The organism is Luteibacter sp. 621 (genome assembly GCF_050435445.1).
Classification (GTDB): Bacteria; Pseudomonadota; Gammaproteobacteria; order Xanthomonadales; family Rhodanobacteraceae; genus Luteibacter.
Window position 1 is genome coordinate 1 of record NZ_JBNDKI010000020.1, and the last position, 25865, is coordinate 25865.

General features: G+C 64.7%; 19 protein-coding genes. 10 read left to right on the forward strand and 9 right to left on the reverse strand.

The genetic code is table 11. From position 1 onward, the window contains the following. Nucleotides 1-156: 156 nt before the first annotated feature. Together ABIE56_RS18090 and ABIE56_RS18095 are read right to left on the reverse strand one after the other, a co-directional pair. The gene (locus ABIE56_RS18090; protein WP_429245191.1) at nucleotides 157-1689 is read right to left on the reverse strand and encodes a PQQ-dependent sugar dehydrogenase; all 1533 of its coding nucleotides are present in this window, start codon (nucleotides 1687-1689) and stop codon (nucleotides 157-159) included. Nucleotides 1690-1704: 15 nt separating this feature from the next. After that, entirely contained in the window at nucleotides 1705-2451 is a 747-nt protein-coding gene (locus ABIE56_RS18095; protein WP_429245192.1) for a hypothetical protein, read from the reverse strand. 138 nt (nucleotides 2452-2589) lie between these two features. On the opposite strand from ABIE56_RS18095, the gene ABIE56_RS18100 reads away from it, so the two are divergent. From ABIE56_RS18100 to ABIE56_RS18140, 9 genes are all read left to right on the forward strand, one after another. Next, on the forward strand, nucleotides 2590-3261 hold the full coding sequence (locus ABIE56_RS18100; RefSeq protein WP_429245193.1) for a hypothetical protein: 672 nt from the start codon (nucleotides 2590-2592) through the stop codon (nucleotides 3259-3261). Next, nucleotides 3258-4037 carry a hypothetical protein gene (locus tag ABIE56_RS18105; RefSeq protein ID WP_429245194.1) on the forward strand — a complete coding sequence of 260 codons (780 nt, stop codon included), beginning with the start codon at nucleotides 3258-3260 and terminating at the stop codon, nucleotides 4035-4037. Before ABIE56_RS18100 ends, ABIE56_RS18105 begins: the two co-directional genes overlap by 4 nt. Further along, a complete protein-coding gene (locus ABIE56_RS18110) occupies nucleotides 4034-4795 on the forward strand; it encodes an aspartyl/asparaginyl beta-hydroxylase domain-containing protein (RefSeq protein WP_429245195.1) in 762 nt (253 codons plus the stop codon). The genes ABIE56_RS18105 and ABIE56_RS18110 overlap by 4 nt, the downstream gene beginning before the upstream one ends. A 289-nt stretch (nucleotides 4796-5084) precedes the next feature. Beyond that, nucleotides 5085-6794: a fatty acyl-AMP ligase gene (locus ABIE56_RS18115; protein WP_429245196.1), complete on the forward strand. Its 1710-nt coding sequence runs from the start codon at nucleotides 5085-5087 to the stop codon at nucleotides 6792-6794. Further along, a complete protein-coding gene (locus ABIE56_RS18120; protein ID WP_429245197.1) occupies nucleotides 6791-7777 on the forward strand; it encodes an NAD-dependent epimerase/dehydratase family protein in 987 nt (328 codons plus the stop codon). The genes ABIE56_RS18115 and ABIE56_RS18120 overlap by 4 nt, the downstream gene beginning before the upstream one ends. Continuing rightward, the gene (locus ABIE56_RS18125; protein ID WP_429245198.1) at nucleotides 7774-8025 is read left to right on the forward strand and encodes an acyl carrier protein; all 252 of its coding nucleotides are present in this window, start codon (nucleotides 7774-7776) and stop codon (nucleotides 8023-8025) included. The genes ABIE56_RS18120 and ABIE56_RS18125 overlap by 4 nt, the downstream gene beginning before the upstream one ends. Next, nucleotides 8022-9221 (forward strand): serine palmitoyltransferase, encoded by a 1200-nt coding sequence (spt, locus tag ABIE56_RS18130; protein WP_429245199.1) that lies wholly within the window; start codon nucleotides 8022-8024, stop codon nucleotides 9219-9221. The genes ABIE56_RS18125 and spt overlap by 4 nt, the downstream gene beginning before the upstream one ends. A gap of 15 nt (nucleotides 9222-9236) precedes the next feature. Further along, nucleotides 9237-10571, forward strand: coding sequence for a lipopolysaccharide biosynthesis protein (locus ABIE56_RS18135; protein WP_429245200.1), 1335 nt, complete (start codon nucleotides 9237-9239; stop codon nucleotides 10569-10571). After that, entirely contained in the window at nucleotides 10571-11407 is an 837-nt protein-coding gene (locus ABIE56_RS18140) for a hypothetical protein (protein WP_429245201.1), read from the forward strand. The genes ABIE56_RS18135 and ABIE56_RS18140 overlap by 1 nt, the downstream gene beginning before the upstream one ends. A gap of 355 nt (nucleotides 11408-11762) precedes the next feature. On the opposite strand, the gene ABIE56_RS18145 is transcribed toward ABIE56_RS18140, so the two are convergent. Beyond that, nucleotides 11763-13643 (reverse strand): ATP-dependent nuclease, encoded by a 1881-nt coding sequence (locus ABIE56_RS18145; protein ID WP_429245202.1) that lies wholly within the window; start codon nucleotides 13641-13643, stop codon nucleotides 11763-11765. Between the two features lie 178 nt (nucleotides 13644-13821). After that, nucleotides 13822-14433 (reverse strand): hypothetical protein, encoded by a 612-nt coding sequence (locus ABIE56_RS18150; RefSeq protein ID WP_429245203.1) that lies wholly within the window; start codon nucleotides 14431-14433, stop codon nucleotides 13822-13824. Between the two features lie 661 nt (nucleotides 14434-15094). On the opposite strand from ABIE56_RS18150, the gene ABIE56_RS18155 reads away from it, so the two are divergent. Continuing rightward, the gene (locus tag ABIE56_RS18155) at nucleotides 15095-15496 is read left to right on the forward strand and encodes a hypothetical protein (RefSeq protein WP_429245204.1); all 402 of its coding nucleotides are present in this window, start codon (nucleotides 15095-15097) and stop codon (nucleotides 15494-15496) included. 319 nt (nucleotides 15497-15815) lie between these two features. Here the strand turns inward: ABIE56_RS18155 and ABIE56_RS18160 are convergent, their stop codons facing one another. Genes ABIE56_RS18160 through ABIE56_RS18180 form a run of 5 tightly spaced genes read right to left on the reverse strand, consistent with a single transcriptional unit; the run spans nucleotide 15816 to nucleotide 25773 of the window. Next, nucleotides 15816-17192, reverse strand: coding sequence for an efflux transporter outer membrane subunit (locus ABIE56_RS18160; RefSeq protein ID WP_429245205.1), 1377 nt, complete (start codon nucleotides 17190-17192; stop codon nucleotides 15816-15818). Continuing rightward, nucleotides 17189-20308 carry an efflux RND transporter permease subunit gene (locus ABIE56_RS18165; protein WP_429245206.1) on the reverse strand — a complete coding sequence of 1040 codons (3120 nt, stop codon included), beginning with the start codon at nucleotides 20306-20308 and terminating at the stop codon, nucleotides 17189-17191. Before ABIE56_RS18165 ends, ABIE56_RS18160 begins: the two co-directional genes overlap by 4 nt. Before the next feature lie 10 nt (nucleotides 20309-20318). Beyond that, nucleotides 20319-23429 carry an efflux RND transporter permease subunit gene (locus tag ABIE56_RS18170; protein ID WP_429245207.1) on the reverse strand — a complete coding sequence of 1037 codons (3111 nt, stop codon included), beginning with the start codon at nucleotides 23427-23429 and terminating at the stop codon, nucleotides 20319-20321. Further along, complete coding sequence (locus ABIE56_RS18175) at nucleotides 23426-24634, reverse strand: efflux RND transporter periplasmic adaptor subunit (protein ID WP_429245208.1); 1209 nt, start codon at nucleotides 24632-24634, stop codon at nucleotides 23426-23428. The genes ABIE56_RS18170 and ABIE56_RS18175 overlap by 4 nt, the downstream gene beginning before the upstream one ends. Continuing rightward, nucleotides 24631-25773 (reverse strand): hypothetical protein, encoded by a 1143-nt coding sequence (locus ABIE56_RS18180; RefSeq protein WP_429245209.1) that lies wholly within the window; start codon nucleotides 25771-25773, stop codon nucleotides 24631-24633. The genes ABIE56_RS18175 and ABIE56_RS18180 overlap by 4 nt, the downstream gene beginning before the upstream one ends. Nucleotides 25774-25865 lie beyond the last annotated feature (92 nt).

Consider the following 25865-nt stretch of genomic DNA (forward strand, 5'->3'; position numbering starts at 1 on the left):
CCGGGGCCCCCTCCGTCTCTCAACCCAAGCCCCCCGGCCCCCACTCCCGCCCCCCCCCCTCCAAAACCCCCCCCCGCGGGGGGGGGCGGGGGGGGGGGGTCGGGGCGCCCCCCCCCCCCCCCCCCCCCCCCCCCCCCCGCTCCTACATTTATTGATTTATTGGTTTGCGCGCTCGTCTTGCAGGTAGGTGGCGATCAACGCTTGCTCTTCCGGCGTGATCGCCGGGTTGGGCGGCATGCCCTTGTCGCGCAGCCCGTTGACCATCAGCGCCTTCAGCGACGCTCGATCGGTCACGTAGGCGAACTTCCGCTCAACCAGGTTGGGCGCCGAGCCACCGCGCAGGTCCGGACCATGGCAGGCGGCGCAGTGCGTGGCGATCGCGCGTTGCGTGGGCGATAGCGGTTGTGTCGCGGCCTCGACGTGGCGAGGTTCGATGGCGGGGTAAGCCTTCGGTGCGCTCGCCGGCACCAGGCGCACGATCAGGTCATCGTCCGGGCGCGGCTGTCCTTCCGCCGGGTCGTACTGCGACGTGCTGAAGTACAGGTAGCCCTCCGGGCTCGCCGTCACCGCGCGAATACGCCCGAACCCACGGAAGAACAGGCGCCGCGGATTCGACAGGCGGTTGCCGTCGCGATCGAGCACGAGCAACCCTTCGCCACGCAGCAGCGCGACGATCAGCTTGCCCTTCAATTCGGGAAAGGCGCTGCCCTGGTAGAGCATCACCTTGCCCGGTGCGATCGACGGCGAAAACTCCAGCAACGGCGAACGCATGCCCTGCTGGGTCGCCGCATGATCAATCACCGGCCATCCGTAGTTGGCGCCGCGCTCGATGATATTGATCTCGTCACCGCCATTCGGGCCATGCTCGCTTTCGAACAAGGTGCCCGTGCGCGGATCGAACGCAAGCCCCTGCGGGTTACGGTGGCCGTAACTCCACACCTCGGGCCTGGCGCCCGGCGTATGCACGAACGGGTTGTCCGCCGGCACCGAGCCATCCCGCTCAAGCCGGAGGATCTTGCCATTGAGCTCGCCCAGTTGCTGGGCTTTCGCTGGCTCATCCGCATCGCCGGTGGTGATGTACAGCCTGCCATCGGGCCCGAACACCAGCCGGCAACCGGTGTGGTTGGTCGCCGCGGGAATGCCCTCGATCAGCGTATGCGGCTCAACCAATGCATCCCTATCGAGTCGGTAGCGCGCCACGCGCAGCTTGAACCGGCGCACCCCCTCGTTCGCATCTGCATCGCCAATGACGTAGTCGTAGGCCACGTACACGAAATGATTGCGGGAAAAATCCGGGTCCAGCACGAGGCCGAGCATGCCCATCTTGTTTCCCAGGGCCACCGCATTACGCAGCGCGGGCTCCGCGCCGCGCCCTTGCCCGAGCAGGCGCACGTGGCCGTCGCGTTCGGTGAAGATCAAGGCGCCATCGGGCAGGAAGGCGAGCTCCCACGGCACGCGCAGATCAAAGCCGACGCGCTCGAAGCGATGCGCCGTTGATAACGTCATGTCGGGCAGTGTCGCGATGGACTGCGTCGCGGGTAACGACGTGGGCGGATTCGTCGCAGCGAACGCGCCTGGTAGCAACGCGACGCTGCAGACGAGAAGAACAAGCGCCTGGCGGTGCCTCATGGGGTCGCTGCCGGTGGTCTTCGGAGCCCACATCGTGAGGCGGCCCGGGATCGCGCGCAAGCGCGCTCCCGGAGGTCAGGCGGCTTCGGTGTAACCGCGGGCGTGCATGACCTGGCTCACGGCCGCTTCGGCGTTGCCGATGACCGTGGCGAGCGGCTGGTTGGCATCGATATCCACGATGGGCGCGCCGCTGTACTTCAGCAGCGGCGTCACCGCGATCTTGCGGGCCAGTGCCTCGGGCCGGTGATCGGGCTTGCGTGCGCACGCCGTTTCGAGCGCTACGTTGAGGCGGAGCACCAGGTCCGGCTTGTAGCTGGCCATCCACTGGAAGCTGTCGTGCTCGAACTTCGCCAGGCGCAGTACAAGCCACGATCCCTTTGCGGTTTCAGGGAACCCCGGGCCATCGTACGCACCCGGAATCTCCACCTGCGGGAAACGATCGGTCACCACGATCAGGCCTTTCCGGCGCATGGCCAGCATGCGCTTGAAGCGGCGGATGCGGCGCAAGGTGAAGGCGGCGATGACCAGCGAGGGGAACAGCGTCGGCTGCTTGTGCTCGTCGATCCGCTTGTTCACGCCATCGGATTTCTTCCGGATCAAACGCCCCAGGTAGCCGCCAATGAGCGGCAATTCGGCGAGTGCGCGACCGATATTGCCGGCCTGCTTGCCCAGGTGGGCCTGCCCCGCGGGCCCAAAACGGCCGATCCAGCCGACCATGTGTTCGGCCACCGTCGACTTGCCAGACCCGTCCGTGCCAATGATCGCAATGAGGGGTGCGAGATTATTGCCATTTTGTGACACGGTGTTTATCGACAATTTCATGTGAAGGGGGGGTTATATTCTAGTGGACGCGACAATATATAGCGTCATAACATCGTAATTATATTGCGCTACCGGGCCCCTGGTGTGCTCCCCCTTTCTGATAACACTATGTCAATGAAGCCGTTACCGGTTATTGCCTTGACCGGCTCCGACGGTTCCGGCAAATCGACACTGGCCGCCTCCCTTGTGGCGCGGCTGCGTACGCTCGCGCCTGTGGAACAGCTTTATCTGGGCCAATCCTCGGGAAAGATCGGCGACTGGATCGGCACGCTGCCCGTAATCGGCAAGCGCTTCAAGGCCTACCTGGTACGCAAATCGGACAAGGTGCACGACCAGCCGGGCAAGCCGCCGGGTAACGTGACGGCGCTGGCCATCTACCTGCTTTCGCGCTGGCGTGCGTACAAGTTCCGCCGCCTGCTGGCCATGGCCCGCCGCGGCACGCTGGTCGTCACCGACCGTTTCCCGCAGGCCGAGAAGCCGGGCTTCAGCATTGATGGACCGCAGCTGGCCAAGACCGAGGGCGGCAACTGGTGGGTGCGCATGCTCCGCCAGCGCGAACACCGCCTGTATGAGTGGATGGCCACGCATGTGCCCCTGCTCGTGATCCGCCTTAACGTGGATGTCGAGACGGCACACGCGCGCAAGCCGGACCACAAGATCTCGTCGTTGCGCGAGAAGATCGCCGCCATTCCGCACCTGCATTTCAACGGTGCCGCCATTCTCGACCTGGATGGCCGCGACGCCGCCGACCATGTGCTTGAATCCTCCATGCGTGCCGTCACCGCGGCGCTGCAGGTAACCGGCGCATGAGCGCGCAGGCCGCCCGCATGGCTGCTGATATCGAGCCCACGACACCGACGATGCCCACCGCCAAGGTGAAGACGCCCTTGCTCAGCGGCCTCGTGGCCGTCGTGGGTTGCGATGGCACCGGCAAATCCACCATCACCCACGACCTGGTGAAGCACTTGCGTGCTTTTGGCCCGGTCGAGCGCCGTTACCTCGGTCTCATTTCCGGTGAGCAAGGCGCCAGGATCAAGGAGCTGCCGATCATCGGCCCGCGCCTTGAACGCCGCCTCGCTGCCAAGGCCGATAAGGCGCAGGACACGAAGAACAAGCTGCCAGGCGTGCTTGGCTCGCTCATCATGTACGGCTTCTCGCTGTGGCGTGCGCGGCACCTGAAGCGCGTGTGGCGCCTGGCCAACAGTGGCGTGCTGGTGATCAGCGATCGTTATCCGCAGGCCGAAGTAACCGGCTTCCGCTATGACGGCCCGGGCCTGGGCGTGAACCGCAGCAAGAACTGGCTGGTGCGCAAGCTGGCCGTCCGCGAGCAGCGCCTCTACGAGCGCATGGCCCAGTACAAGCCCACGCTGATTATCCGGCTTGATATCGACCTGGCCACGGCCTATGCGCGCAAGCCGGACCACAGCGTCGCCGAGCTCAATGACAAGATCGCGATCATGTCGAAGCTTCAGTACAACGATTCGACCATCGTAGACCTTGATTCTCGTGCGCCGTACACCGATGTGTTGGCTCGCGCCATGAGCGCTATCCGAGGCAGCGCCACCGCAGGTGAATCGCAAACGTGAATACCATTGCATCCAAAGCCGCGCAGGCGCCCTTGTGGCGACGCGTACTGATCAAGGGCGGCAAGCGTTTCCTGCGCTGGAGCGGCCGCTTCCAGGCGAAGCATTCGCTGGTTCCGTCGACGCCTGTTATCGCGAACAGTGAGTTCGCGTGGGTGCCACAATTGGAAGCCGCCTGGCCAGAGATTCGCGCCGAGCTCGATCACCTGCTCGAGCACCCGGAAGATATCCCGGCGTTCCACCAGCTCTCCCCGGACCAGAAGCGCATCTCCAAGGGCGATAACTGGAAGACGTTCGGCTTTTACGTTTACGGCAACCGCTCGGACGAGAACTGCGCCCTGTGCCCGCGTACCGCCGCCGTGCTGGATACCCTGCCCGGCATGCGCAGCGCCATGTTTTCCATCCTGCAGCCGCGCTACCGCATCGCCGCGCACCATGGCCCCACCCGCGCCGTCATCCGTGCGCACCTGGGTCTCAAGGTACCGGCAGACTCGAAAAACGTCTGGATCCGGGTCGATGACCAGATCCTGCACTGGGAAGAAGGCAAGGTCGTGCTGTTCGACGACACGTACGAGCACGAGGTGCACAACGACACCGATGAGCTCCGTGCCGTGCTGTTCATCGATATCGACCGACCCATGGACCGCCTGGGCACCTTCTTCAACGGCATTATCTTTCGCCTGATCCAGGCCAGCCCGTATGTTCGGGCGCCGATCAAGAACCTGGCTAACTGGAACCGGGAACGGGTCCGACGAAGTTAAGGCTCCGAACGGCCAAAGCCGCCTTCAGGCGACGGCCGTAAGCGATTCCGGCAGGGAAATGTGAAGTCCCTGCTAAAAGGCACGTGGCATGTAAACGAAAACCGGAGCATTCTGTCACCCGCTCTGAGGATTTTCTTAACAAGCCTGAAATATGGTACCATCCGGTACAGTTACCTGTTGGCACGGGCCGTGGGCTGTTCCCCGGAGTGCGCAACTCGCTGGTGAGTTCAATAAAACCATGAGTGCAGACGGAAATCTTTCAATTGAACCCGGGGTCGCAACCCCTACCGTGAATACGGTACCGCTGCGTCACGGCGACTTTGCCACCCTGGCAGAGGCGCTGGACTATGCGGCTGCGGGCGTTACCGGGGCAAATTTCTACGCGGGCGGCAAACTGGTCACCGCGCTCCCCTACCGAACCTTGCGCAAGCAGGCGACGGAACTTGCGCACCGTTTGGCGACGCTGGCCCTTCCGCGTGGATCGCGTCTTGCGATCGTCGCGGAAACCAACGCCGACTTCCTGCGCTTCTTCTTCGCCTGCCAGTACGCCGGCCTGGTGCCGGTGGCGTTGCCTTCCTCGGTGAACCTGGGCGGCCACGACGCGTTCGTGCACAAGCTCAACGGCATGCTCCAGGCGGCTGACGCCTCGATCGCCGTGGCTTCCGACGGTTTCCTGGGCCTGCTCGGCGAAGCCGTACAGGGCCTGGAGCTGGCCATGTGGGGCGCGCCCGCCGCGTTCGATGCGCTGGCCCGCGACGACGCCGCACTGAAACCGCTCACCGCGAACGAAATCGCCTACCTGCAGTTCACCTCGGGCAGCACCGGCACGCCGAAGGCGGCCATGATCCCCGGCCACGCGCTGATGGCAAACCTGCAGGGTTCGGCTGGCCCAGGCCTGGGCCTGCGCGATGACGATCGCTTCGTCTCGTGGCTGCCGTTCTATCACGACATGGGCCTGGTCGGTTGCCTGCTCACCGTGATGGCCGCGCAGCGCTCGATCGATTACCTGGATACGCGCGAATTCGCGATGCGTCCGCGCCGCTGGCTGGAGCTGATGACCCAGTCGAAGGCAACGATCGCGTACAGCCCGCCGTTCGGTTACGACATGTGCGCGCGCCGCGTGCGCCCGGGCGATATCGCCTCGTACGACCTCTCGCATTGGCGCGTCGCCGGTATCGGCGCCGAGCCGATCCATCCGGAAGTGCCGGCGCGTTTCGCCGAGATGCTTGCACCGGCCGGTTTCAACGCGAACGCGCTGGTGCCGTCGTACGGCATGGCCGAAGCCTCGCTGGCGGTGAGCTTCTCGCCGGTCGGCAAGGGCATCGTCGTCGAGTGGATCGATGCCGACGAGCTGTCGGAAAACCTGCTTGCCGTGCCCGCCGTTGAAGGTACGGGTACCGGTTTCGTGCGCTGCGGCGGCCCGCTGCCCGGCCACGAACTCGAAATCTGGAACGATGCAGGCGAGCACCTCGCCGATCTGCACGTTGGCCGCATCATGGTGCGTGGCCCGAGCGTCATGTCGGGTTATTTCCGCCAGCCGGAAAAGACCGCCAGCGTGCTGGCCGAGGATGGCTGGCTCGATACCGGCGATATCGGCTACGTCGTGGACGGCGAGGTCGTCGTGACCGGCCGCCATAAGGACATGATCATCGTCAACGGCCGCAACATCTGGCCGCAGGACATCGAGCACATCGTGGAACGCCAGCCGGAACTGCGCTCGCAGGATGCCTCCGCATTCAGCGTGCCGGGCCCGAGCGGCGCCGATGTGGCTGTCGTGGTCGTCCAGTGCAACACCGTGGATCCGGAAGCCCGCGAAGCGCTGGTGCACCGCATCCGCCGCGAGCTCATCGAAGAACTCGGCATCACCTGCCTGATCGAACTGGTGCCGCGGCACACGCTCCCGCGCACCTCCTCCGGGAAGCTGTCGCGTTCGGCGACGCGCCGTGGGTACCTGGAACGCCGCGCACAGGAGCTCGTTCCCGAAGCTGTCGCCTCGTGAATAACGAGGCCACGGGGGAAGGCGGCCCGGTCGTTGCACTGACGGGCGCCACGGGGTTCATCGGCACCGCGCTGCGTGCGCAACTCATGGCCGCGGGCTATCGCGTGCGGGCGCTGTACCGCCCCCGCCGCGGCCGTAACGTACAGTGCGCCGATGGCCTGAAATGGGTGGCGGGTGACCTGGGCGACCGTGATGCGCTTGCCGCGCTGGTCGAAGGCGCCGATGCCGTGGTGCATTGCGCCGGCAGCGTGCGCGGAGCCAGCCCCGAAGCATTCAACCAGGTCAACGAGACCGGTGTGCTGGATATCGTGCAGGCGGCCACCGCCTCGCCGACCTGCCACCGTTTCCTGCTGGTGTCCTCGCTTGCCGCGCGCGAACCGGAACTCTCCGATTACGCGAACAGCAAGCGCCTGGGCGAGATCGCACTGGAGGCGAATGCGGGCCGCCTGAACTGGGCCATCATCCGCCCGCCCGCCGTGTACGGCCCGGGCGATAAGGAAATGCTGCCGCTGTTCCAGGGCATGGCCCGTGGGCTGGCAGCGATCCCCGGTGACGGTAGCGGGCGCTTCTCGCTGATCCACGTGGCCGACCTCGCGTCCGCCGTGGTGGCCTGGCTGAACACCGAGTCCGCCTCCGGCTGTACGTACGAACTCGATGACGGCCACGAGCGTGGCTACGACTGGGATACCGTGCTCGGCACGGCCTCGCGCGTACTGCGCGGCAATGCGCCGATCCGGCGCCTGCATATCCCCGTACCGGTGCTGCGCACCGTCGCCGGCATCAATCTCATGGCCGCGCGCGCCTTTGGCTACGCGCCCATGCTTTCCCCGGGCAAGGTGCGTGAAATCACCCACCCCGATTGGGTCGGCAATGGCCATGCCTTTACACAAGCCACGGGCTGGCAGCCTGCGCTAGGGTTTGAACGTGGCCTTGCCGAAACACTCGGCGTGGCTGCCCCCGCTATTTCCGGAATACCGTCGTGAACCTTCCTGACATCACCACCCGCCTCATCCAGATCGTCACCCCGTTCGGCCAGGGCCGCGTGCCCGTGATCAGCGCCGCCACGGAACTCACCGGTGACCTGGAGCTGGATTCGCTGCGCGTCATGGACCTCATGCTGGCCGTGGAAGACGAGTTCGACATCTCCGTGCCGATCAACTCGCTGGCCGATGTGCGCACCGTGGGCGACCTGGCCGTGCTCATCCAGAAGACCGTGGGCGACAGCGCATGAGCCTCAACGCGCGGCTGCAGGCCGTTCGTGCGGTTCGCGAAGAACTGGCCACGCTCGGCATCGATCCGTTTGGCGTGGAGATCGACCAGATCATCACGCCCACCGAGGGCGTGATCCAGGGCCGGCCGACGATCCTGGCCGGCACCAACAACTACCTCGGCATGACCTTCAACGAGGCGTGCATCGCCGCGGCGCGCACCGCGCTGGAAACGGCCGGCACCGGCACCACCGGCTCGCGCATGGCCAACGGCAGCTACGCCTCGCACCGCGAGCTCGAAGTGGAACTGGCGCGCTTCTACGGCAAGCGCGACGGCATCGTGTTCTCTACCGGTTACCAGGCCAACCTGGGCATGATCTCGGCGCTGGCCGGCCCGGGCGATAACGTGCTGATCGATGCGGATAGCCACGCCAGCATCTACGACGGCTGCAAGCTGAGCGGCGCAAACGTCATCCGTTTCCGCCACAACGATCCGGCCGACCTGGCCAAGCGCCTGCGCCGCCTGGGCGCCGATGCGTCGAAGGCGCTGATCGTGATCGAAGGCGTGTACAGCATGCTCGGCGATCGTGCGCCGCTGCAGGAGTTCGTCAACGTCAAGAAAGAATTCGGCGCCGCACTGCTGGTCGACGAAGCCCATTCCATGGGCGTGCTCGGCGAACGCGGCCAGGGCCTGGTCGAAGAAGCCGGCGTGCTCGCCGATGTCGATTACGTGGTCGGCACCTTCAGCAAGAGCCTGGGCAACACCGGCGGCTTCTGCGTGGGCGATTCCGAAGACATGGACGTGCTGCGCTACGCCAGCCGCCCGTACGTGTTCACCGCCTCGCTCGCCCCGGCCACCATCGCCGCGACGCGCCAGGCACTCAAGGTGCTCGAGGCTGCCACCGACCTGCGCGAGCGCCTGCGTGAGAACGCCGAGCGCCTGCACTCGGGCCTGAGCGCCCTGGGCTTCCAGCTCGGTGCACCGGCCAACGCGGTCGTGGCGGTGCTGGTCGGCGAGAAGGTCGAAGCGCTGCGCTTCTGGGACCACCTGCTCAAGCACGGTGTGTACGTGAACGTCATGGTGCCCCCGGCCACCCCTGGCGAAAGCTCCCTGCTCCGCTGCAGCGTCAGCGCCGCGCACACGCCCGAACAGATCGATGCGATCTGCGCCGCGTTTGCGAGCTGGCCCGGCGCGAGGCAGCCTGCGCATGGCGGGTGATCAGGTAGCGGCGGCATGAAACACTGGTTCTCCGATGGCTCGTTCCGCACCATCCTGCGGAACGCGTCTTACCTCGGCTCAAGCAATGTCGTGAGCGCCCTGCTGGGCCTGCTCGCGCTCGCCTGCGCCGGCCGCGCCATGTCGCCGGCGCTGTTCGGCACACTGGTCGTGGTCCAGGCGTACGCCAAGAGCGTCAGCGATTTCGCCAAGTTCCAGACCTGGCAGTTCGTGGTGCAGTTCGGCACGCCGGCGCTCGAGCGCAAGGACCTGGCGCGTTTCCGCGATGTCACCGGCCTGTCGTTTGGCCTGGATCTCGCCAGCGGCGCGGTGGCGGTGGTCGGCGGCATGGCCTTGCTGCCGCTGCTGGGCCACGCGGTGGGCCTGAAGCCGGAGGATTTCTGGTGGGCCCTGGCGTATTGCACGCTCATCCCGACCATGACCGCGGCAACGCCTACCGGCATCCTGCGCTCCATCGATCGCTTCGACCTGATCGCCGTGCAGCAGGCGGTGACCCCGTTCCTGCGCGCCGTGGGCAGCGTCCTCGCTTACCTACTCCACCTCGGCTTCCCCGGTTTCATCGCCACCTGGTACATCTCCAGCCTGGTCGGCGACATGTGCCTGTGGGTGTTCGCGGTGCGCGAACTGCGCCGGCAGAACATCGAGCATGCGCTGCGCCCGGGCCTGCTCGCCCCTGCCCGCCGTATCAAGGGTGCGTGGGATTTCGTCTGGACCACCAACTTCGCCCACTCGATCTGGTCGGCGCGCAACGCCGGCAGCAACGTGCTGGTCGGTATCGTGCTCGGCCCGGCCGCGGCCGGTGTGTTCAAGGTCGCGCTCACCTTCTTCGATGCCGCCGGTACGCCCGCCTCGCTGATGCAGAAGAGCTTCTACCCGGAAATCATGCGCCTGGATCCTGCCAGCACGCGCCCGTGGAAGCTGGGCATCCGCTCCGCGGCGCTGGCCGGCGGCCTGGGCGTGCTCGTGGCCCTGCTGGTCATCCTGGTTGGCAAGCCGCTGATCGGCTCGGTATTCGGCGCCAAGTACCTTGAGGCGTACAGCCTGCTGCAGGTGATGTCGGCGGCCCTGGTGGTCTCCATGGCCGGCTTCCCGCTCGAATCCCTGCTCTATATCGCCAGCCGCCAGCGCGCCGCCCTGGTCGCGCAGGCCCTGGCGGCCCTTACCTACGCGGGCCTGCTGGTCGGCCTGAGCCACCTCATGGGGCTCATGGGCGCGGCGATCGCGTATTTCATCGGGACGTGCCTGGAGGCATTGTTCTCGCTAATCCCCACCGTGGCGGCGTATCGTCAGCGACACACGCTCTCCTTCCATGCACCGGAGGAAGCACGTTAATGAACACCATGATGACCGAGTGGCCTAAATTTTCCCCGGAGACGCTGGGCCGTCTCTTCGATGCCGTGGATGTCGATGACATCATCGATGCACACACCTGCCTGCCCGATCCAATCGTGCTGGCCGTGCCCGAGGATGCGATCCGCCGTTGCTATGCGCTGTGCCTGCAGTTCTGGGACGATGGCGTATCGCGCGAAGAGCTGGTGCATCTGGTCGAGAAGCTGATGCGCAATGAAGGCCTGAGTGCCGACGAGCGCCTGCAGTACAAGCACAGCCGTGCACGCTACAAGCACTTGCGCTTTGCCCAGCGCCTGTACAGCCGCAACCATCGCTCGAGCTACCTGTTCGACCTGACCACGCGCGTGCTCGGCCACATGCAGGATGGTTTCCGCGGCGGCAAGCGCGGCACGATCGTGCGCCAGGGCTGGAAGCTGCGCGTGCTGCTGTCGAAGCCGGTGTGGAATTTCGTGCGCCGCGGGATGGTGGAGACGCGCCTGGATACCGAGGCGGGTGTGATCGCGTTCCAGAAGGCGGAGATGAGCCGGCTGAAGAAGGCGGTGAACCGCACGATCTTCGCGGGCGATCAGTTCCATGCGGTGCGGAAGATCGTGAGCATGCAGGTGTCGTATTACGACACGCTGCGTTCGCTGGCGCCGAATGAGCATGCGTATTGCATGTCGCGGTTCCTGGCGGCCATTAACGGGCTGATGGGGTCGCGGCACGATGAGATGGTGGCGGAGTCGCTGTCGGGGCGCCGCAGCTACAACACGCCTGCACCGTTGGCGAAGGAAACGCGGTCGCGTCTTGAGACGCTGGTGGCGCGTTATCCGCTTTGAAGCGGTTCATTCGCTTCGCGAATGCGTGAGGCCAGCGGCTTGCGCCGCCTCGCTCGTGATCGGTTGAGGAAGCTGCGGGTGGGCAGGCCCTTGGGGCCGCCAGTCGCGGACCTTCGGACCGGGCCGTAGGCGCCCATATCTCGACAAGCGTGGCGTCGGGCGGCCCTCCGCTCATGTCGGCCCCAAGGGCCTGCCCACCCGCGCACCCCACACCGCGGATAGCCTTAACGCGGCAGGCGAGAAGCTTCTTGTTCGACTCCGGGGGGGGCGGGTCTTTACGTGATTACTCACCAGATAGGCCGACACGGCCGCGCTACATGAATAGCTCGGCCGCCGTCGAACGCTCTGGTGCAACCTACGCTCCACTGGCCTTGTTCAGCACGCTACGCAACAACTCCGGTACTAAGCCCGCGGCCTGCAGCGTGGCCGCCCGATAGGCATGCTCATTCTTCGACAGCCGCACTCCCGTAGCTGCTTCCAGTTCGTCGCACGCGTTCATCCACTCAGGCCACCTCGCACTCAAGAAGGCTTCGAGATGATCATCGAAAATTGCGATCGTATCGGCAACAACTTCAGCCGGAAAATCCTCTTCCGGCCGGCCGAAGTATTTCAAGACACTTCGATTGGCCGCAGTATGCGTTCTTCGCTCATCCGCTATCTTCTCAACCGATTTGCCATTTGCCCTAGCCCTTGCATCAAATCCTACATCGGCATCAAAAAGCGCATAAACGGGAATGCCAAACGATGAGAGGATTGCGTGCGCTAACGGAATGGATGTCTTGCCTCCTGCCGCAACGATACACAAGCCGGCAGCCTCCAATGCACCCAGCGAAGCTTTGTCACCTATACCATGGAAGATGGCGGCCTCTGTGGTACCTTCCACGATGAAAGCCCTGTGCGAAAACATTGCTATTGCAAGCTGATTCGTCACGCTGCTGTCCAGTTGCCGATCAACAGTCTCGGCACTCAATACATTCAGAAGTTTCGCCTTGACGTCAGCAGCGGTTGCGGCGTGTACCGTTACCACAGGATTCGCGCCCACCGTGCGGGTCAGTCGCCGCACCTGGTCGAAATGACGCGCTTCCAAGAAGAACGGACTGTGCGTCGCATACGTGACCTGAATACGCTTCGCGGGATTCTCCGCTAACGAGCGAAGAACTTTGGCGAAAGTCTGAGCTTGGATTGGATGCTGAAAAAGCTCCGGCTCTTCAATGGCCAAGCAGATGACCCCGTCAGCAGAGGCAGCTCCGGATTGAGCCAGCAACTGCAGTGCGGAGATGAGAAGTGTTCGTTGAAATCCGTGCCCCTGTCGGTCGACAGGGGTTTCGGTGCCGCTGTCCAAGATGGCCACATTGAAGGTAGTTCGCGGCGCCTTGATTTCGATTTCCGCAGGCGAAACTGCCACCGAACGACCTGGCGAATACGAAGCTACAACCTCATTCAGCTGCGCCGTCATCAGATCGAGCTGCTCTTTGAATTTGGCCTGATACACTTGCTGCTGTCGAACGCGGGACTCTTCCACGATTTGCGCAATCTCCGCGTCGGCGGCTGTGCGATCTATCGAACGCTCGAGTATTCGACCTATGATGCTGGCGCGCCCGTCCACTGATTCTTCGCTCGCACGAAGGTCGGCCGTAACCAACACGAAGTCAAACAGTCCACTCATTTTTCCGCTACTGTTAAAGCCGAAAAAGTTGGTTTGTAGAGACTCTGGCGCGTCAATAAGCTGATCCGGATGCTGGGCCTCCCAGCTCGTCATCGCCTGATTAATTGCGTCGACGTTACTCCATTTCGGCAAGCCCAAGCCGGGTTCGGCAACACACAAGGCGGCGTAGGCAGCCTTCCTGTCCCCTGCGGCATTGATACTTCGAACCAAGTTGAACGGTGGATAGCTTTTGGCGTTCGCAGATAGCGTTTCGGCCCCGTTGACGTCTCGGCGCTTCCACGCGGTAAACGTTGCGACTCCCGGTGGGGCGTATTTCCCAAGAGCTTCCCGATCCTTCTCGGTAAGAGCGCCAAAACTAACCTGGACTTCGATGTCGTCCTGGAACGCACCGAGGTAGCAATCGCGCTCACTCAACAAGCCTGCGCGTCCATTGAAGAACCAGTCCAGCGCACGAAGCACCGTCGATTTTCCAGCGCCGTTAGGCCCAATGAACGTAGTGACCGAATCAAAGGAGATCGTCACATCCTGAAGGGCCCGAAAATTCTTAATGCGAATCGCCTCGATTTTCACGTCAACAGGCTCCTCAGATCACTCAGGCATATCGAAAGTCATATGATCCGTATGCGCTCGAGATACGCGGCTATTTGGTTGTGCAACGTCTACCTCGGCCTCGACCCGCCCGCTGCTCAACTTGCCGAGAATTGCTATCGAGAGCCCTGACGGAAACCAGGGCTCGACCCAACACTTCCTAAACCTCATTAGCGCTTAGTGAATCAAAATAACCGTCGCAACCGCTAAAGTAGCTGCTCAACGCGCTCATGGCATCGGAGAGGGCCGTGACGTCGAGTTCGCCGAAGGCTATTGGGATCGGATTCCCTTTGATATCCACCGGGTAGCGGTAGGAAAACGAATTGGGGTCGACCTTTGCGAATTCCGCGATAATCGCTTTCACGGCAGGATCGGTGCCTTCAGGGTCGCCACTTGGGTAAGCATTCAGTAGCCCCGAAAAGATCTTCCATAGTTCATCGAGACGATGAGAAGTCCAATTCGCCGCTATGTTCACTTGAGGACCATAGGTGGCGATCAAGTACTTCAGAGATAGCTCAATAAACTGTCGATAGTTGAAAATTATCGGATAGACCAATGCGTCGCGATCGTATCGATCCCTCGTCGCTTGGGCCACCATGAGATCGGCGGCCCGCTTATAGCCCGTGATCATCATCACCGCCCGGCTCGAGACAGGTAACGCTATCTCAGCGTTACTCCCGCGAGTGGGGGATGTTGCAAAGGCCTGGTCGCCTCGGCGCGGCCACCGAAAGTCACTCTCTAAAAAGTGTTCGAACGTCGGTTGCTCGCTCACGACCTCTCCCTTCCAATTTCGACCGGTGTAGGCAGCGCCCAGATATCTTAACGCCGGAGCAACTACCAACGTCTGCTCAAAGATTACAGCGACCACCCCGGTTGGGGCGACGCGTTCCTCTCGACGAACTCACCATCACCAAGTCGCAGACATATTAGACAAATCGTCGCAGATCATCCTCCGCGTCTCGACCGTGGTGTACGCACTCCGTTGATTCGTCTCGACGTGCTGACCTCTGCCACACGGGCGAGAGGCAACGCGACGATATGCAATGGGCGCGCACTATACGCAGCGTTCCGTAGACGCATCACCTCTTATTAGGCGGATACCTCTTTCTACCCGTCATAAGGAGCTCCTCTCCTCGTCATCCTCGCAAGCTATGGTGCCGGCATCCTTGTTTATGCCGCGGACTTCTCCATGCCGCCTACGTCAACCGACAACAAGACGATCGGCGAGCAACGAGAAATCTTGAAGAACTCGCGAAGACAGCAGTGACATCAAGTAGATGAAAAATCGGCAATTCCTCGGCCATCTTTTGGCTTGCCAGACGCACAAGCGACCTCAAACCTTATCATTCCGTGGCCCATTCTTGATGCCTTCCGACAATTTTTCGGGGAGATGAATCGCTATGGCGAACGTTCGGGGCGATACAGTGGCCACGATGACCGAGCTACTAATCAATGAGCGGATAATGGGCGGATGTAATCATCCGGATTTCATTATCGAGGCAGACATGCAAGGAGGGCATCGTTTTGAGTATGCGGCATGCACTCATTGCGACACTAAGGCTCATCTTTACCGAGACGTCGTCAATATTTCCGATCCCGCACTGGAACTCAGAAAGCTGATTCCGCGGCACTGCCTGGACATGATTGCCATCAACAAGGTGCTCCGGCATCTTGAGCAGAATGGGTGGCGGTGGACAGTACAGCGACGAAACGGTTCTCACCAGTTCACGCTCGAAAATATAACGGAGCGGATTGAGGGGCCTTCGCACAAAGACGAGGCCAAGGCGGCTGAGGGTGCACTAGCTTTATTGGCGAACACCGAATCCCGTCGCTAGCCCACGCCTATGCACGCGACCTTTATTAGAGTCCTAGTTATGGTTGTCAGGCTTGCCAACAGGGGGACCGAGGCTTCGAGAGCACGCTTATACCGCACGCAATGAAACGTGTGGACTCGGTGGCGGGCAGGCCCTTGGGGCCGACATGAGCGGAGGGCCGCCTGGCCCCTCGCTTTTCGCGAGAGGGGCACCTACGGCCCGGTCCGAAGGTCCGCGACTGGCGGACCCAAGGGCCTGCCCGCCGCCGACTGCGACGGCCTAGCAGCCTAAGGCGGCGCAAGCCGCTGGTTACATGCATTCGCGACGGCGAATGAACCTTTTATTGAGCCGGCGACGGTGCCTGAGCCTGCGCATCGGCCTGGGCGGGCTCAGCCTGCCACCCACCACCCAACGCCACGATCAGGTTCACACTCGTATCCAGCCGGCGCAGACGCAACTGCAACTCGCCGCGGCCCGCCTCAAGCGCACCATTCGTCGCCTGCACCACCGCCGGGTAATCCGCCACGCCTTCCTTGTACTGGTTCTGCGTCACCCGATCCGACTCGGTTGCCGCAGCCGCCGCCTTCGCATGCAGCTCGGCAACGTTCGCCAGCTCATTCGTCGCAACCAGGTTATCTTCCACCTCGCGATAGGCATCCAACACCGTCTGGCGATAGTTCGCCACCGCCTCGGTATAGCCCTCGCCCGCCGACTTCACCTGCGCATCCAGGCGGCCACCGGTAAACAGCGGTCCCTTCACGTCCGCCGTGCCGGTCGGGCCGCGGCGCACGCCGATGCCGGCTGCAAGACTGATCGAAGGAAGCTCTTCCGCCTTCGCCACGCCGATGCGCGCATTCGCGGCCGCCATGCGGCGTTCGCTGGCGGCCACGTCGGGACGACGCTCGAGCAGGATCGCCGGCACACCCGGCGGGATCACCGGCACCTGCGTATCAAAAGGTGCCGCTGCGAGCGAAAACTCCGCCGGCGGCTTACCCAGCATGACGGCAATCGCGTGTTCGTATTGCGCGCGGGCACTGCGCGTATCGGCCAGTTGTAGCTGCGTACCACTGAGCTTCACCAGCGCATCGGAGACATCGGCGCTGGAGGCCTGGCCCTGCGTGTACTGGTTGCCAACCATCCGGTGCCACTGGGTGGCTACGTCCGTCGAGCGCTGCAACAGGTCGATCGCGGCATCACTCTGGCGCAGCGCGAAATACGCTTGCACCAGCTGCGCCTGCATCGACAGCGTCGCCGCGGCGAGATCATCCGCGCTCGCTTCGGCGGAAGCGCGATGCGCCTCGACATCGCGGCGGATGCGGCCCCACAGGTCCAGCTCCCAGCTCACGCCCAGGCCGAAATCATTTTCGTTGCGACGGCCGGATTTGATCGTACCCACGCTCACCTGCGGGTACGCCGCGCCGTGCGCTTCCTGCACCAGCAGCTGCGCTTCGCGCATGCGTGCGGCGGAGGCGGCCAGTGACTGGTTATCCACGGCCACGCGCGAGACGAGGTCGTTGAGCACCGGGTCGCCGTAGATCTCCCACCACTTGCCGGCAATCGGTGCCGCCGGAGCGCTCTGCGCCGCCTGCGGTTTGGCTTCCTTGAACGCCGCCGAGGTCGGCGCCGCTGGGCGCACGTAATCGGGGCCGACGGTGCAGCCGGCCACCAGGGTGACGGTCGCGACCGCCATCAGTACGCGCAAGCCACGGGCGCTCACGGGAGCGGCTCCTCGTGCTGCGCCGGCCATGCCGCGTCGCGGTCCTGGCCGCCGAATCTTTGCATCCATCTGCCAGCCCACCTGCTGAAACGGTCGAGATAAAGGTAAACCACGGGGGTCGTATAGAGGGTCAGCAACTGGCTCACCACCAGGCCGCCACCGATCGCAATGCCCAGCGGGCGATGCATCTCGGCGCCATTGCCGCGCGAGATCGCCAGCGGCACGGCCGCCACCATGACCGCGAGCGAGGTCATGAGAATCGGGCGGAAACGCAGGCGGCACGCATGCTGGATAGCCTCCGACGGGGTCATGCCCATCGTACGCCCGGAAACGATCGCCACATCGACCATCATGATGGCGTTCTTCATCACAATGCCGACCAGCGAGAAGATGCCGACCAGCGCGATCACGTCCAGGTCGGTATGCAGCGCCATCAGCGCGAACACCGCGCCCACCGCCGCTGAAGGCAGCGTGGAGAGGATCGTCAGCGGGTGCACGACGCTCTCGTAAAGGATGCCCAGCACGATGAACAGCGTAAGCACCGCGCCCAGGATCAGGGCGGGCTCGCTATCGGAGACCTGGCGCGCGGCGCCGGCCGAGCCCTGGAAGCTGCTGCGCACGGAGGTCGGCACGGCGAGGCGATCCATCACCTTCTGGATCGCCTGGGTCGCCTTGGAGAGCGAGACACCGGGTACGCGGTCGAACGAAATCGTGGTGGACACCGACTGGCCGTAATGCGAGATCGAGAGCGGCACCTGGTATTGGTGCACCTGGGCCAGGCCAAGCAGAGGCACGCCGGGGCCGCCCGTGACCGGCACCTGGATCGGCGCGAAAGCATCGGGCGATTGCGACTGCGCGGGGGCCACGCGCATGAGCACGGGGTATTCGCCCGAGGGCGAGAACATCGTGGCCACGCGCCGGTCGGCGAAGGCATCACGCAGCACGCCATCGATGCGGGCATACGACGTACCGGCCTGCGCCGCGGCATCGCGATCCACGCTGAGTGCGGTGGCCACGCCCTTGCGGCCATTGTCGCCATGCACGTTGCGCAGCTCGGGCAGGCGCATCATGCCTTCCACGATCGGCGGCACCCAGCGGCGCAGCAGTTCCGGCGAATCCGCCTGGAGGGTGTATTCGTCCGAGGCGCGGCTGCGCCGGCCGCCGACGCGGATGTTCTGCACCGACGTGACGGTGAATACGCCGCCCGGGAGCTTGGTGAGCTGTGCGTTGAGCCGGGCCGCCACTTCATCGGCGCTGGCATCGCGCTTCGACAAGGGCTTCAGCGTAACGAACAGCGAGCCCGAATCACCTTCGGCATAACCCGCGGCGCTTTCCACGGCGGGATCGGCACGCACCGTGGCGAGGAACGCGCCCAGCTTGTCCTTCGACACCGCGAACGACGCGCTGCCGTCGGTATCGAAATCGCCGGTGAGCTCACCGGTATCCTGGCGTGGGAAGAAGCCCTTGGGCACCACGATGAACAGCACGACGCTAAGGCACAGCACGCCCAGCAGCGAGAGCATGGTGAGCGGCGCCCGGCGCAGCGCCCAGGTCAGGCTACGGTCGTAGGCGCCCTGCAGCGCCACGAACTGACGCTCCGTCCAGCGGAACACGGCACCATGCTCGCGATCCGCGCGGGCCGGCTTAAGCCACCAGGCGCACAGCATGGGCACCACGGTGAGCGACACGACCAGCGAGATGGCGATGACGGTCGCGATGGTGACCGAGAACTCGCGGACGAACAGGCCGACGTAGCCGCCCATCAACAGCAGCGGGATGAACACCGCGATCAGCACCGCGCTCATCGAGAGCACGGTGAGACCCACCTCGCCGGCGCCGACATACGCCGCTTCGCGCGGGGGCATACCTTCTTCGATATGGCGGGCGATGTTCTCCACCACCACCACGGCATCATCCACCGTGAAGCCCACCGCGATGGTCAGCGCCATCAGCGAGAGGATATCGAGGCTATAGCCCAGGAAATACATGACTATCATGGCGCCGACCAGCGAGATCGGCGCCACGGCGCTGGCGATCAGGGCCGTACGCAGGTCACGCAGGAACAGCAGCATCACGACCACCACCAGCACCACGGCCAGGGCGAGGGTGTGCTCGGCCGCATGCAGCGAGGCCCGCACGGTGGTGGCGCGGTCGACGATCACACTGACCTGCATGTCGCCCGGCAGCGATGCGCGCAGGGCCGGCAGGCGGTCGGTGATGCCGTCAATCACTTCGATGATGTTCGCGCCGGGCTTGTGCCGGACGAGCGCGAGCACGGCGGGCTCGCCGTTGGCCAACGCAGCGTTCGCCGGCTCACGCACGGAATCGACGACCCGGGCGATATCGCCCAGGCGCACACTGCCGCCGCCGTCATGCGCCACGGTGAGTGCACTGAGCGTTGCGGCCGAATCCACCTGCGCGTTCGCGGCCACCTGCAGGTAGCGCGCACCCGACTCGATAGCGCCCAGCGGCGCATTCGGCAGCGCGGCCGACACGGCGCGGCGCACCTGATCGAAGCTGACGCCATGCGCATTCATCGCCTGGGGGTCCAGTTCGATCCGCAGTGCGGGGATGGAGCTGCCCACCAGCTCCACATCGCCCACGCCATCCACCTGCGAGAGCGCCTGGCTGAACGTCGTGGACGCCACGGCGTACATCTGGCCGGGCGTGGCGTGCTTCGAGGTCAGGCCCAGCACCAGCACCGGCGCATCCGCCGAGCTCACCTCGCGGTAACTCGGGCTGGCCGGCATCTCGGGGGGCAGCTCGCCGCGCGCCGCATTGATGGCGGCCTGCACATCGCGCGAGGCACCGACCACATCGCGCGACAGATCGAACGCCAGGCGGATATCGGTCGTGCCGTTCGCGCTGACCGAGGTCATTTCGGTGAGACCGGAGACACGACCCAGCGTGCGCTCGAGCGGCGTGGCCACGGCGTTCACCATGGTCGCCGGGCTCGCGCCGGGCAGCTCGGCCGAGACCTTGATGGTCGGCACGTTCACCTCCGGCATGGAGGCGATCGGCAGCAGTCGCCACGCCAGCGCACCGGCGATCACCAGGCCCAGGCACAGCAGCGAGGTCGCTACCGGGCGGTCGATGAAGGGCCGTGAGATGTTCATGCCGGCGGGCTCAGGCGCGCTGGCCGCGCGCCAGGAACACGCGCTCGAACGCCAGGTAGATCACCGGCGTCGTGAACAGGGTCAGCACCTGGCTCACCGCCAGGCCCCAGAAGATGCCCACGCCCAGCGGGTGGCGCAGCTCCGCGCCCATGCCGCCGCCCAACATCAGCGGCAACGCGCCGAGCATGGCCGCGAGCGTGGTCATCAGGATCGGACGGAAGCGCAACATGCAGGCCTGGACGATCGCGTCGCGGGCGCTGAGCTTGTCGTTGCGCTGCGCTTCCACCGCGAAGTCGATCAGCATGATCGCGTTCTTCTGTACGATGCCGATCAGCAGGATGACGCCGATCAACGAGATCACATCCAGCTCGAAGCCGCCGATCAGCAAGGCCAGCAGCGCGCCGATACCGGCCGAAGGCAGCGTGGAAAGGATCGTCAGCGGGTGGATGTAGCTCTCGTAGAGTACGCCCAGCACGATGTACACCGTGATTAGCGTCGCCAGGATCAGCCACGCCTGGCCTTCACGCGAGACGCGGAATGCCTCGGCGGAGCCTTCCCACTTCACCTGTGCACTGGCCGGCATGTTCAGCCCGGCGTGCACCTTGTCGATCTCGTGCATGGCCGTGCCCAGGGCGACGCCCGGGGCCAGGTTGAACGAAACGCTCGCCGCCGGCAGCTGATCGATGCGGGTGACCAGCAGCGGCGCGGCACGCTCACTCACCGTGGCGAACGACGCCAGCGGGATCAGCGACGACGCCGGATCGTTCGGATCGGCATCGGCATTCGCCGCCGCGCCCTGCCCGGCCAGGTAAATGCCATTCATCGCGTCGGCAGCATCGCCACCGGTGGCCTTCGCCTCCAGGATCACGCGGCGCGGACTCGACGAGGTCAGCAGCGTGCCGACCTGGCGCTGGCCAAAGGCGTTGTACAGCGCATCACCGACGGCCGCCGAGGTCACGCCGTAGCGGTTGGCCATATCGTGGTCGACGTTGATGTACGCCTCCAGGCCGTGATCCTGCTGGTCACTCGCCACATCCACGAGCTTGCGCGAGTCACGCAACGGTTCCACCGCGCGCGACACCCACGGGCCCAGCTGCGCAGGGTCGGTACTGGAAACGGAGAACTGGTACTGGCCACGGCTCACGCGGTCATCGATGGTGAGGTCCGGTACCGGTTGCATGTACAGGCGGATGCCCTCGACCTTGGCGGCCGCATCGGCAAGGCGCGCCATCACCTTCGGCACGCGGTCGCGGTGCGCGAGCGGCTTCAGATGGATGAGCAACTGGCCACTGTTGAGCGTCGTGCCGCCTTCGCCCACGCCGATCGACGAGGCCACGCTGGCGACGGCCGGATCGGCCGAGATGGCACGGACCAGGGCCTGCTGGCGCTCACCCATCGCCGCGAACGAGATCGACGCCGGGGCTTCGGAGATGCCCTGGATATCGCCGGAATCCTGCGCCGGGAACAGCCCGCGCGGGATGACGACGTAAAGCACAACGGCCAGCACCATCATCAGGCCGACGCCGGCCAGGGTAAGGGTCTGCCGCGCAAGCACCCACTCCAGCCCACGCGCATACGAGGCGAGCACGCGGTCGAGCCACGCCTTGCCGCGGCGCGAAAACGCGCTCTGACGCTGCTCAGGGACCTTGCGCAGCATGCGCGCGCACATCATCGGGGTAAGCGTGAGCGAGACCACGCCGGAGATCAGGATCGCCACCGCCAGCGTCACCGCGAACTCGCGGAACAACCGGCCCACCAGGCCACCCATGAACAGCAGCGGGATCAGCACGGCCACCAGCGAGACCGTCAGCGACACCACGGTGAAGGCGATCTGGCGCGAGCCCTTCAGCGCCGCCGCCAGCGGGCGCTCGCCCGCTTCAATATAGCGGGCGATGTTCTCGATCATCACGATCGCATCGTCGACCATGAAGCCGGTCGCGACGATCAACGCCATGAGCGTGAGGTTGTTGATGGAGAAGCCGGCCAGGTACATCACCGCGAACGTGCCGATCAGCGAGAGCGGCACGACCACGCCCGGGATGATCGTGGCGGTGCCACTACCCAGGAACAGGAAGATCACCAGCACGACCAGGATCACCGCGAACACCAGCTCCACCTGCACATCGTGCACGGCGGCGCGCACCGATTCGGTGCGGTCGGAGAGCGTGTCGATATCGGCGGCGGCCGGCAGGGTCGATTGCAGAGCCGGCAGCAGCTGGCGCACGCGATCGACCACTTCGACCACGTTCGCGCCGGGCTGGCGGCGGATGCGCAAAATGATTGCCGGCTTATCGTTCGACCACGCGCCCAGGCGCGCATTTTCCGCACCCTCGGCGACATGGGCCACATCGCCCAGGCGCACGACGGCACCATCGCGGTGGGCGACAGTCAGGCGCTCAAAGGCTTCCGGGCTATCAATCGGCTCGCTGATCGCGATCTCCGAGGAGCGCGTCGCGCCGTCCAGCGAACCCTTGGCCTGGTTCGAATTCGCATCGCGGATCGCGTTGCGCACGTCATCCAGGGTAAGGCCATGCGAGCGCAGCCGCACCGGATCGGCCTGCACCACCACCGCCGGCTGCTGGCCGCCATCCAGGCTCACCAGGCCAACGCCCGTGACCTGCGACAGCTTCGGCACCAGGCGCGTATCAGCCAGCTCGCGCAGCGTGCGCAGCGACAGCGTCGGCGAAGTGAGCGCGAGCGTCATCACCGGCGTATCTGCCGGGTTCACCTTGCGATAGATGGGCGGATGCGCGATGTCGGCAGGCAGGCCGGGTGAAGCCGCGTTGATCGCGGCCTGCACTTCCTGCTCGGCCACATCCAGCGGCAGCGCCAGTTCAAAACGCAGCGTGATCGTGGAGGTACCGATCGCGCTGGTCGACGACATCTGCGCCAGGCCAGGCATCTGGCCAAGCTGACGCTCCAGCGGCGAGGTGATGGTCGATGCCACCACCTGTGGGCCGGCGCCCGGGTACGCCGTCACCACTTCGATGGTCGGGAAATCGACCTCGGGCAGCGCCGACAGTGAAAGGAACCGGTAGCCGAACAGGCCGACGAGCAGGATCGCGATCGCCAGCAGCGAGGTGGCTACGGGCCGCAGGATGAAGGGACGTGACGGGTTCACGGGCGCGCGTTCGGTGCCTGTGGCGTGGCGCCCGCATCGCCATCACGGCACGCGGCGGAATCCACGGCCGCGGCGGGCGGCTCCGGCGCCATCGTGGCGCTCACCGCGGTACCCGAACGCAGGCGGTCCGCCCCTTCGACCACCACATGGGCCCCCGGGCTCACGCCCGAGGTCACCACCGTGGTCGTGGCATCGGAGGCACCGACCTTCACCGGCACCACGGCCGCGGTCTTGTCGTCCTTCACCACATAGACGAACGGCCCCTGCGCACCCTGCTGGATGGCCGCGGAAGGCACGAGGACCGCCTGGGCGAGCACCTGCACCGGCAATTTCGCGGTTACAAACTGATTGGGAAGCAACGAGTTATCGGCATTAGCGAACTCTGCTTCGAACTTCACCGTGCCGGTGGCCGGGTCGACCTGGTTGTTCGCTGCCAGCAGGTGGCCGGTCGCCAGGACGTCATCCGGACCATCGCCCACCGCCTGCACCGGGATGCAGGTACCGGCGTGCATACGCTCGAGCACCTTCGGCACCACGTTCACCGGCACGGAGAACACCACCTTGCTCGGCTGCGACTGGGTGACCACGGCGATGCCGCGGGCATCGCCCGGGCCCACCAGGTTGCCCGGATCCACGCGGCGCAGGCTCACCATGCCCGCAATGGGCGAGGTGATGCGGCCGCTGGAAAGCTGCAGCTGGGCGGTATCGGCACGGCCCTGCCCGGCCTTCACTTCGGCCTGGTACTGGCGCACCAGCGCCTCCTGGTCGGCCACGCGCTGGCGCGAGATCGAATCCTGGGCGAGCAGCGCGTTGTAGTGCTTCAGCACTTCCTGCGCGTTGGCCAGCTGGGCCTGGCTGCGCGCCAGGTCGCCGCCGGCCTGCTGGGCCTGGGCCTGCAACGGGCGCGGATCCACTTCCGCCAGCAGGTCGCCCTGCTTCACCAGCTGGCCGCCAGTGAAGTCCACGCGCTTGAGCACGCCATCGACCTGGCTGCGCACGAGCACGCTGTTGGAGGGCGTGACCGTGCCCGGCTGCGAGCGGTACACCACGAAACCACCCTGGCGCACGGTGGCAGCCACGACCGGCACGGCCTGGTCGGCCTGCGACTTGCCGCCGCCGGGGCCCTTGGCCACCCACCAGATGCCGCCGATCACGACGATGCCTGCAAGCACCGCCACCCAGGTACGCGATGCTTGCCGACTCATGCGATGGTCCTCTCGTACACGCGGTAACGCTTGTAATCGTGGCCGCCGATCTGCTCGATGATGTTGCGCATGCCATCGTTGTCCTCAAGGATCCACGACAGCTCCACCTGCTTCACGCCACGCGCGACCAGGTGGTGGCGAACCGCATCGATCACCAGGAACGCGAGGCCTGGGCCCAGCGGCGTGTTGTGGAAGCTGCGGCGCACGCCCATGAGCGGCACGCGCGACGACTTCGGAAAGCGCTTCTTCAGGCCCCACAGCAGCTTCACCCAGTTGAACGGGGCAAGCTTGCCGTTGAAGCGCTTGATCACCTCGTTGACGTTGGGCAGCGCGACGATGAACGCCGCCGGCACGCCATCGACTTCGGCGATCTGGATAAGGTCGGAGGCGACGAGCAGCTTCAGGCTGGTGCCCAGGTCCTTGAACTCAGCCTCGGTGAACGGCACGAAGCCCCAGTTATCCGACCAGGCGTCGTTGAAGATATCGCGCAGCACGGTGAGCTCTTCGTTATAGCGCTTGGTATCGAGCGGGCGCACCTTGATCCGCGGCATGAACTTGGCCAGCAGGCGGTTCATCACCTTCGGCACCGGGAAATCCGGGGCGATCATGTACGCCAGCATATCCTTGGCCTTGGTGTAACCGGCCTGCTCAATGCGTGCGCCGTAATACGGCTTGGCGTGACCCATCATGAACACGGGCGGCGTATCGAAGCCATCGACCAGCAGGCCGACTTCGTCGTTGATCGACAGGCTGAGCGGGCCGCGCACGCGCTTGATGCCTTTTTCGCGCAGCCACTGCTCGGCCGCTGCGATGAGCGCATCGTAGGTTTCCTGGTTGTCCTCGGCATCGAGCATGCCGAAGAAACCGGTGGCATCGCCGTAGCGCTCCAGGTACAGGTCATCGACCTGCGCACTGATGCGGCCGACGATCTTGTCGCCACGATACGCAAGCCAGCCCTGCTGGTGCGCGTGCTCGAACCAGGGGTTGGTTTTTGCACCGAGGTGCAGGGTGCGTTCAAGAAGCAGGGGCGAGATCCAGTTCGGATCATCGCCTAGCAGGGTGGCAGGCACCCTGATGAATTGACCGAGATCTGCCTTGCTGGCAACCGGGACGACACGCAGCGAGGCCGACGCGCTCAAGGTGGAACCTCCGACGGAAAAACCACAGAATCGGCGCCCGCCAAGGGCTAAGCCATGGCAGACGCATCCTGCGCTCGAGATCCTCGTGGTTA

Bases quoted from the DNA above. Each gene is read 5' to 3' on its own strand.
- ABIE56_RS18095 (WP_429245192.1), bottom strand. From the start codon at position 2,451: ATGAAATTGTCGATAAACACCGTGTCACAAAATGGCAATAATCTCGCA.
- ABIE56_RS18175 (WP_429245208.1), bottom strand. From the start codon at position 24,634: ATGAGTCGGCAAGCATCGCGTACCTGGGTGGCGGTGCTTGCAGGCATC.
- spt (WP_429245199.1), top strand. From the start codon at position 8,022: ATGAGCCTCAACGCGCGGCTGCAGGCCGTTCGTGCGGTTCGCGAAGAA.
- ABIE56_RS18165 (WP_429245206.1), bottom strand. From the start codon at position 20,308: ATGAACATCTCACGGCCCTTCATCGACCGCCCGGTAGCGACCTCGCTG.
- ABIE56_RS18135 (WP_429245200.1), top strand. From the start codon at position 9,237: ATGAAACACTGGTTCTCCGATGGCTCGTTCCGCACCATCCTGCGGAAC.
- ABIE56_RS18105 (WP_429245194.1), top strand. From the start codon at position 3,258: ATGAGCGCGCAGGCCGCCCGCATGGCTGCTGATATCGAGCCCACGACA.
- ABIE56_RS18155 (WP_429245204.1), top strand. From the start codon at position 15,095: ATGACCGAGCTACTAATCAATGAGCGGATAATGGGCGGATGTAATCAT.
- ABIE56_RS18140 (WP_429245201.1), top strand. From the start codon at position 10,571: ATGAACACCATGATGACCGAGTGGCCTAAATTTTCCCCGGAGACGCTG.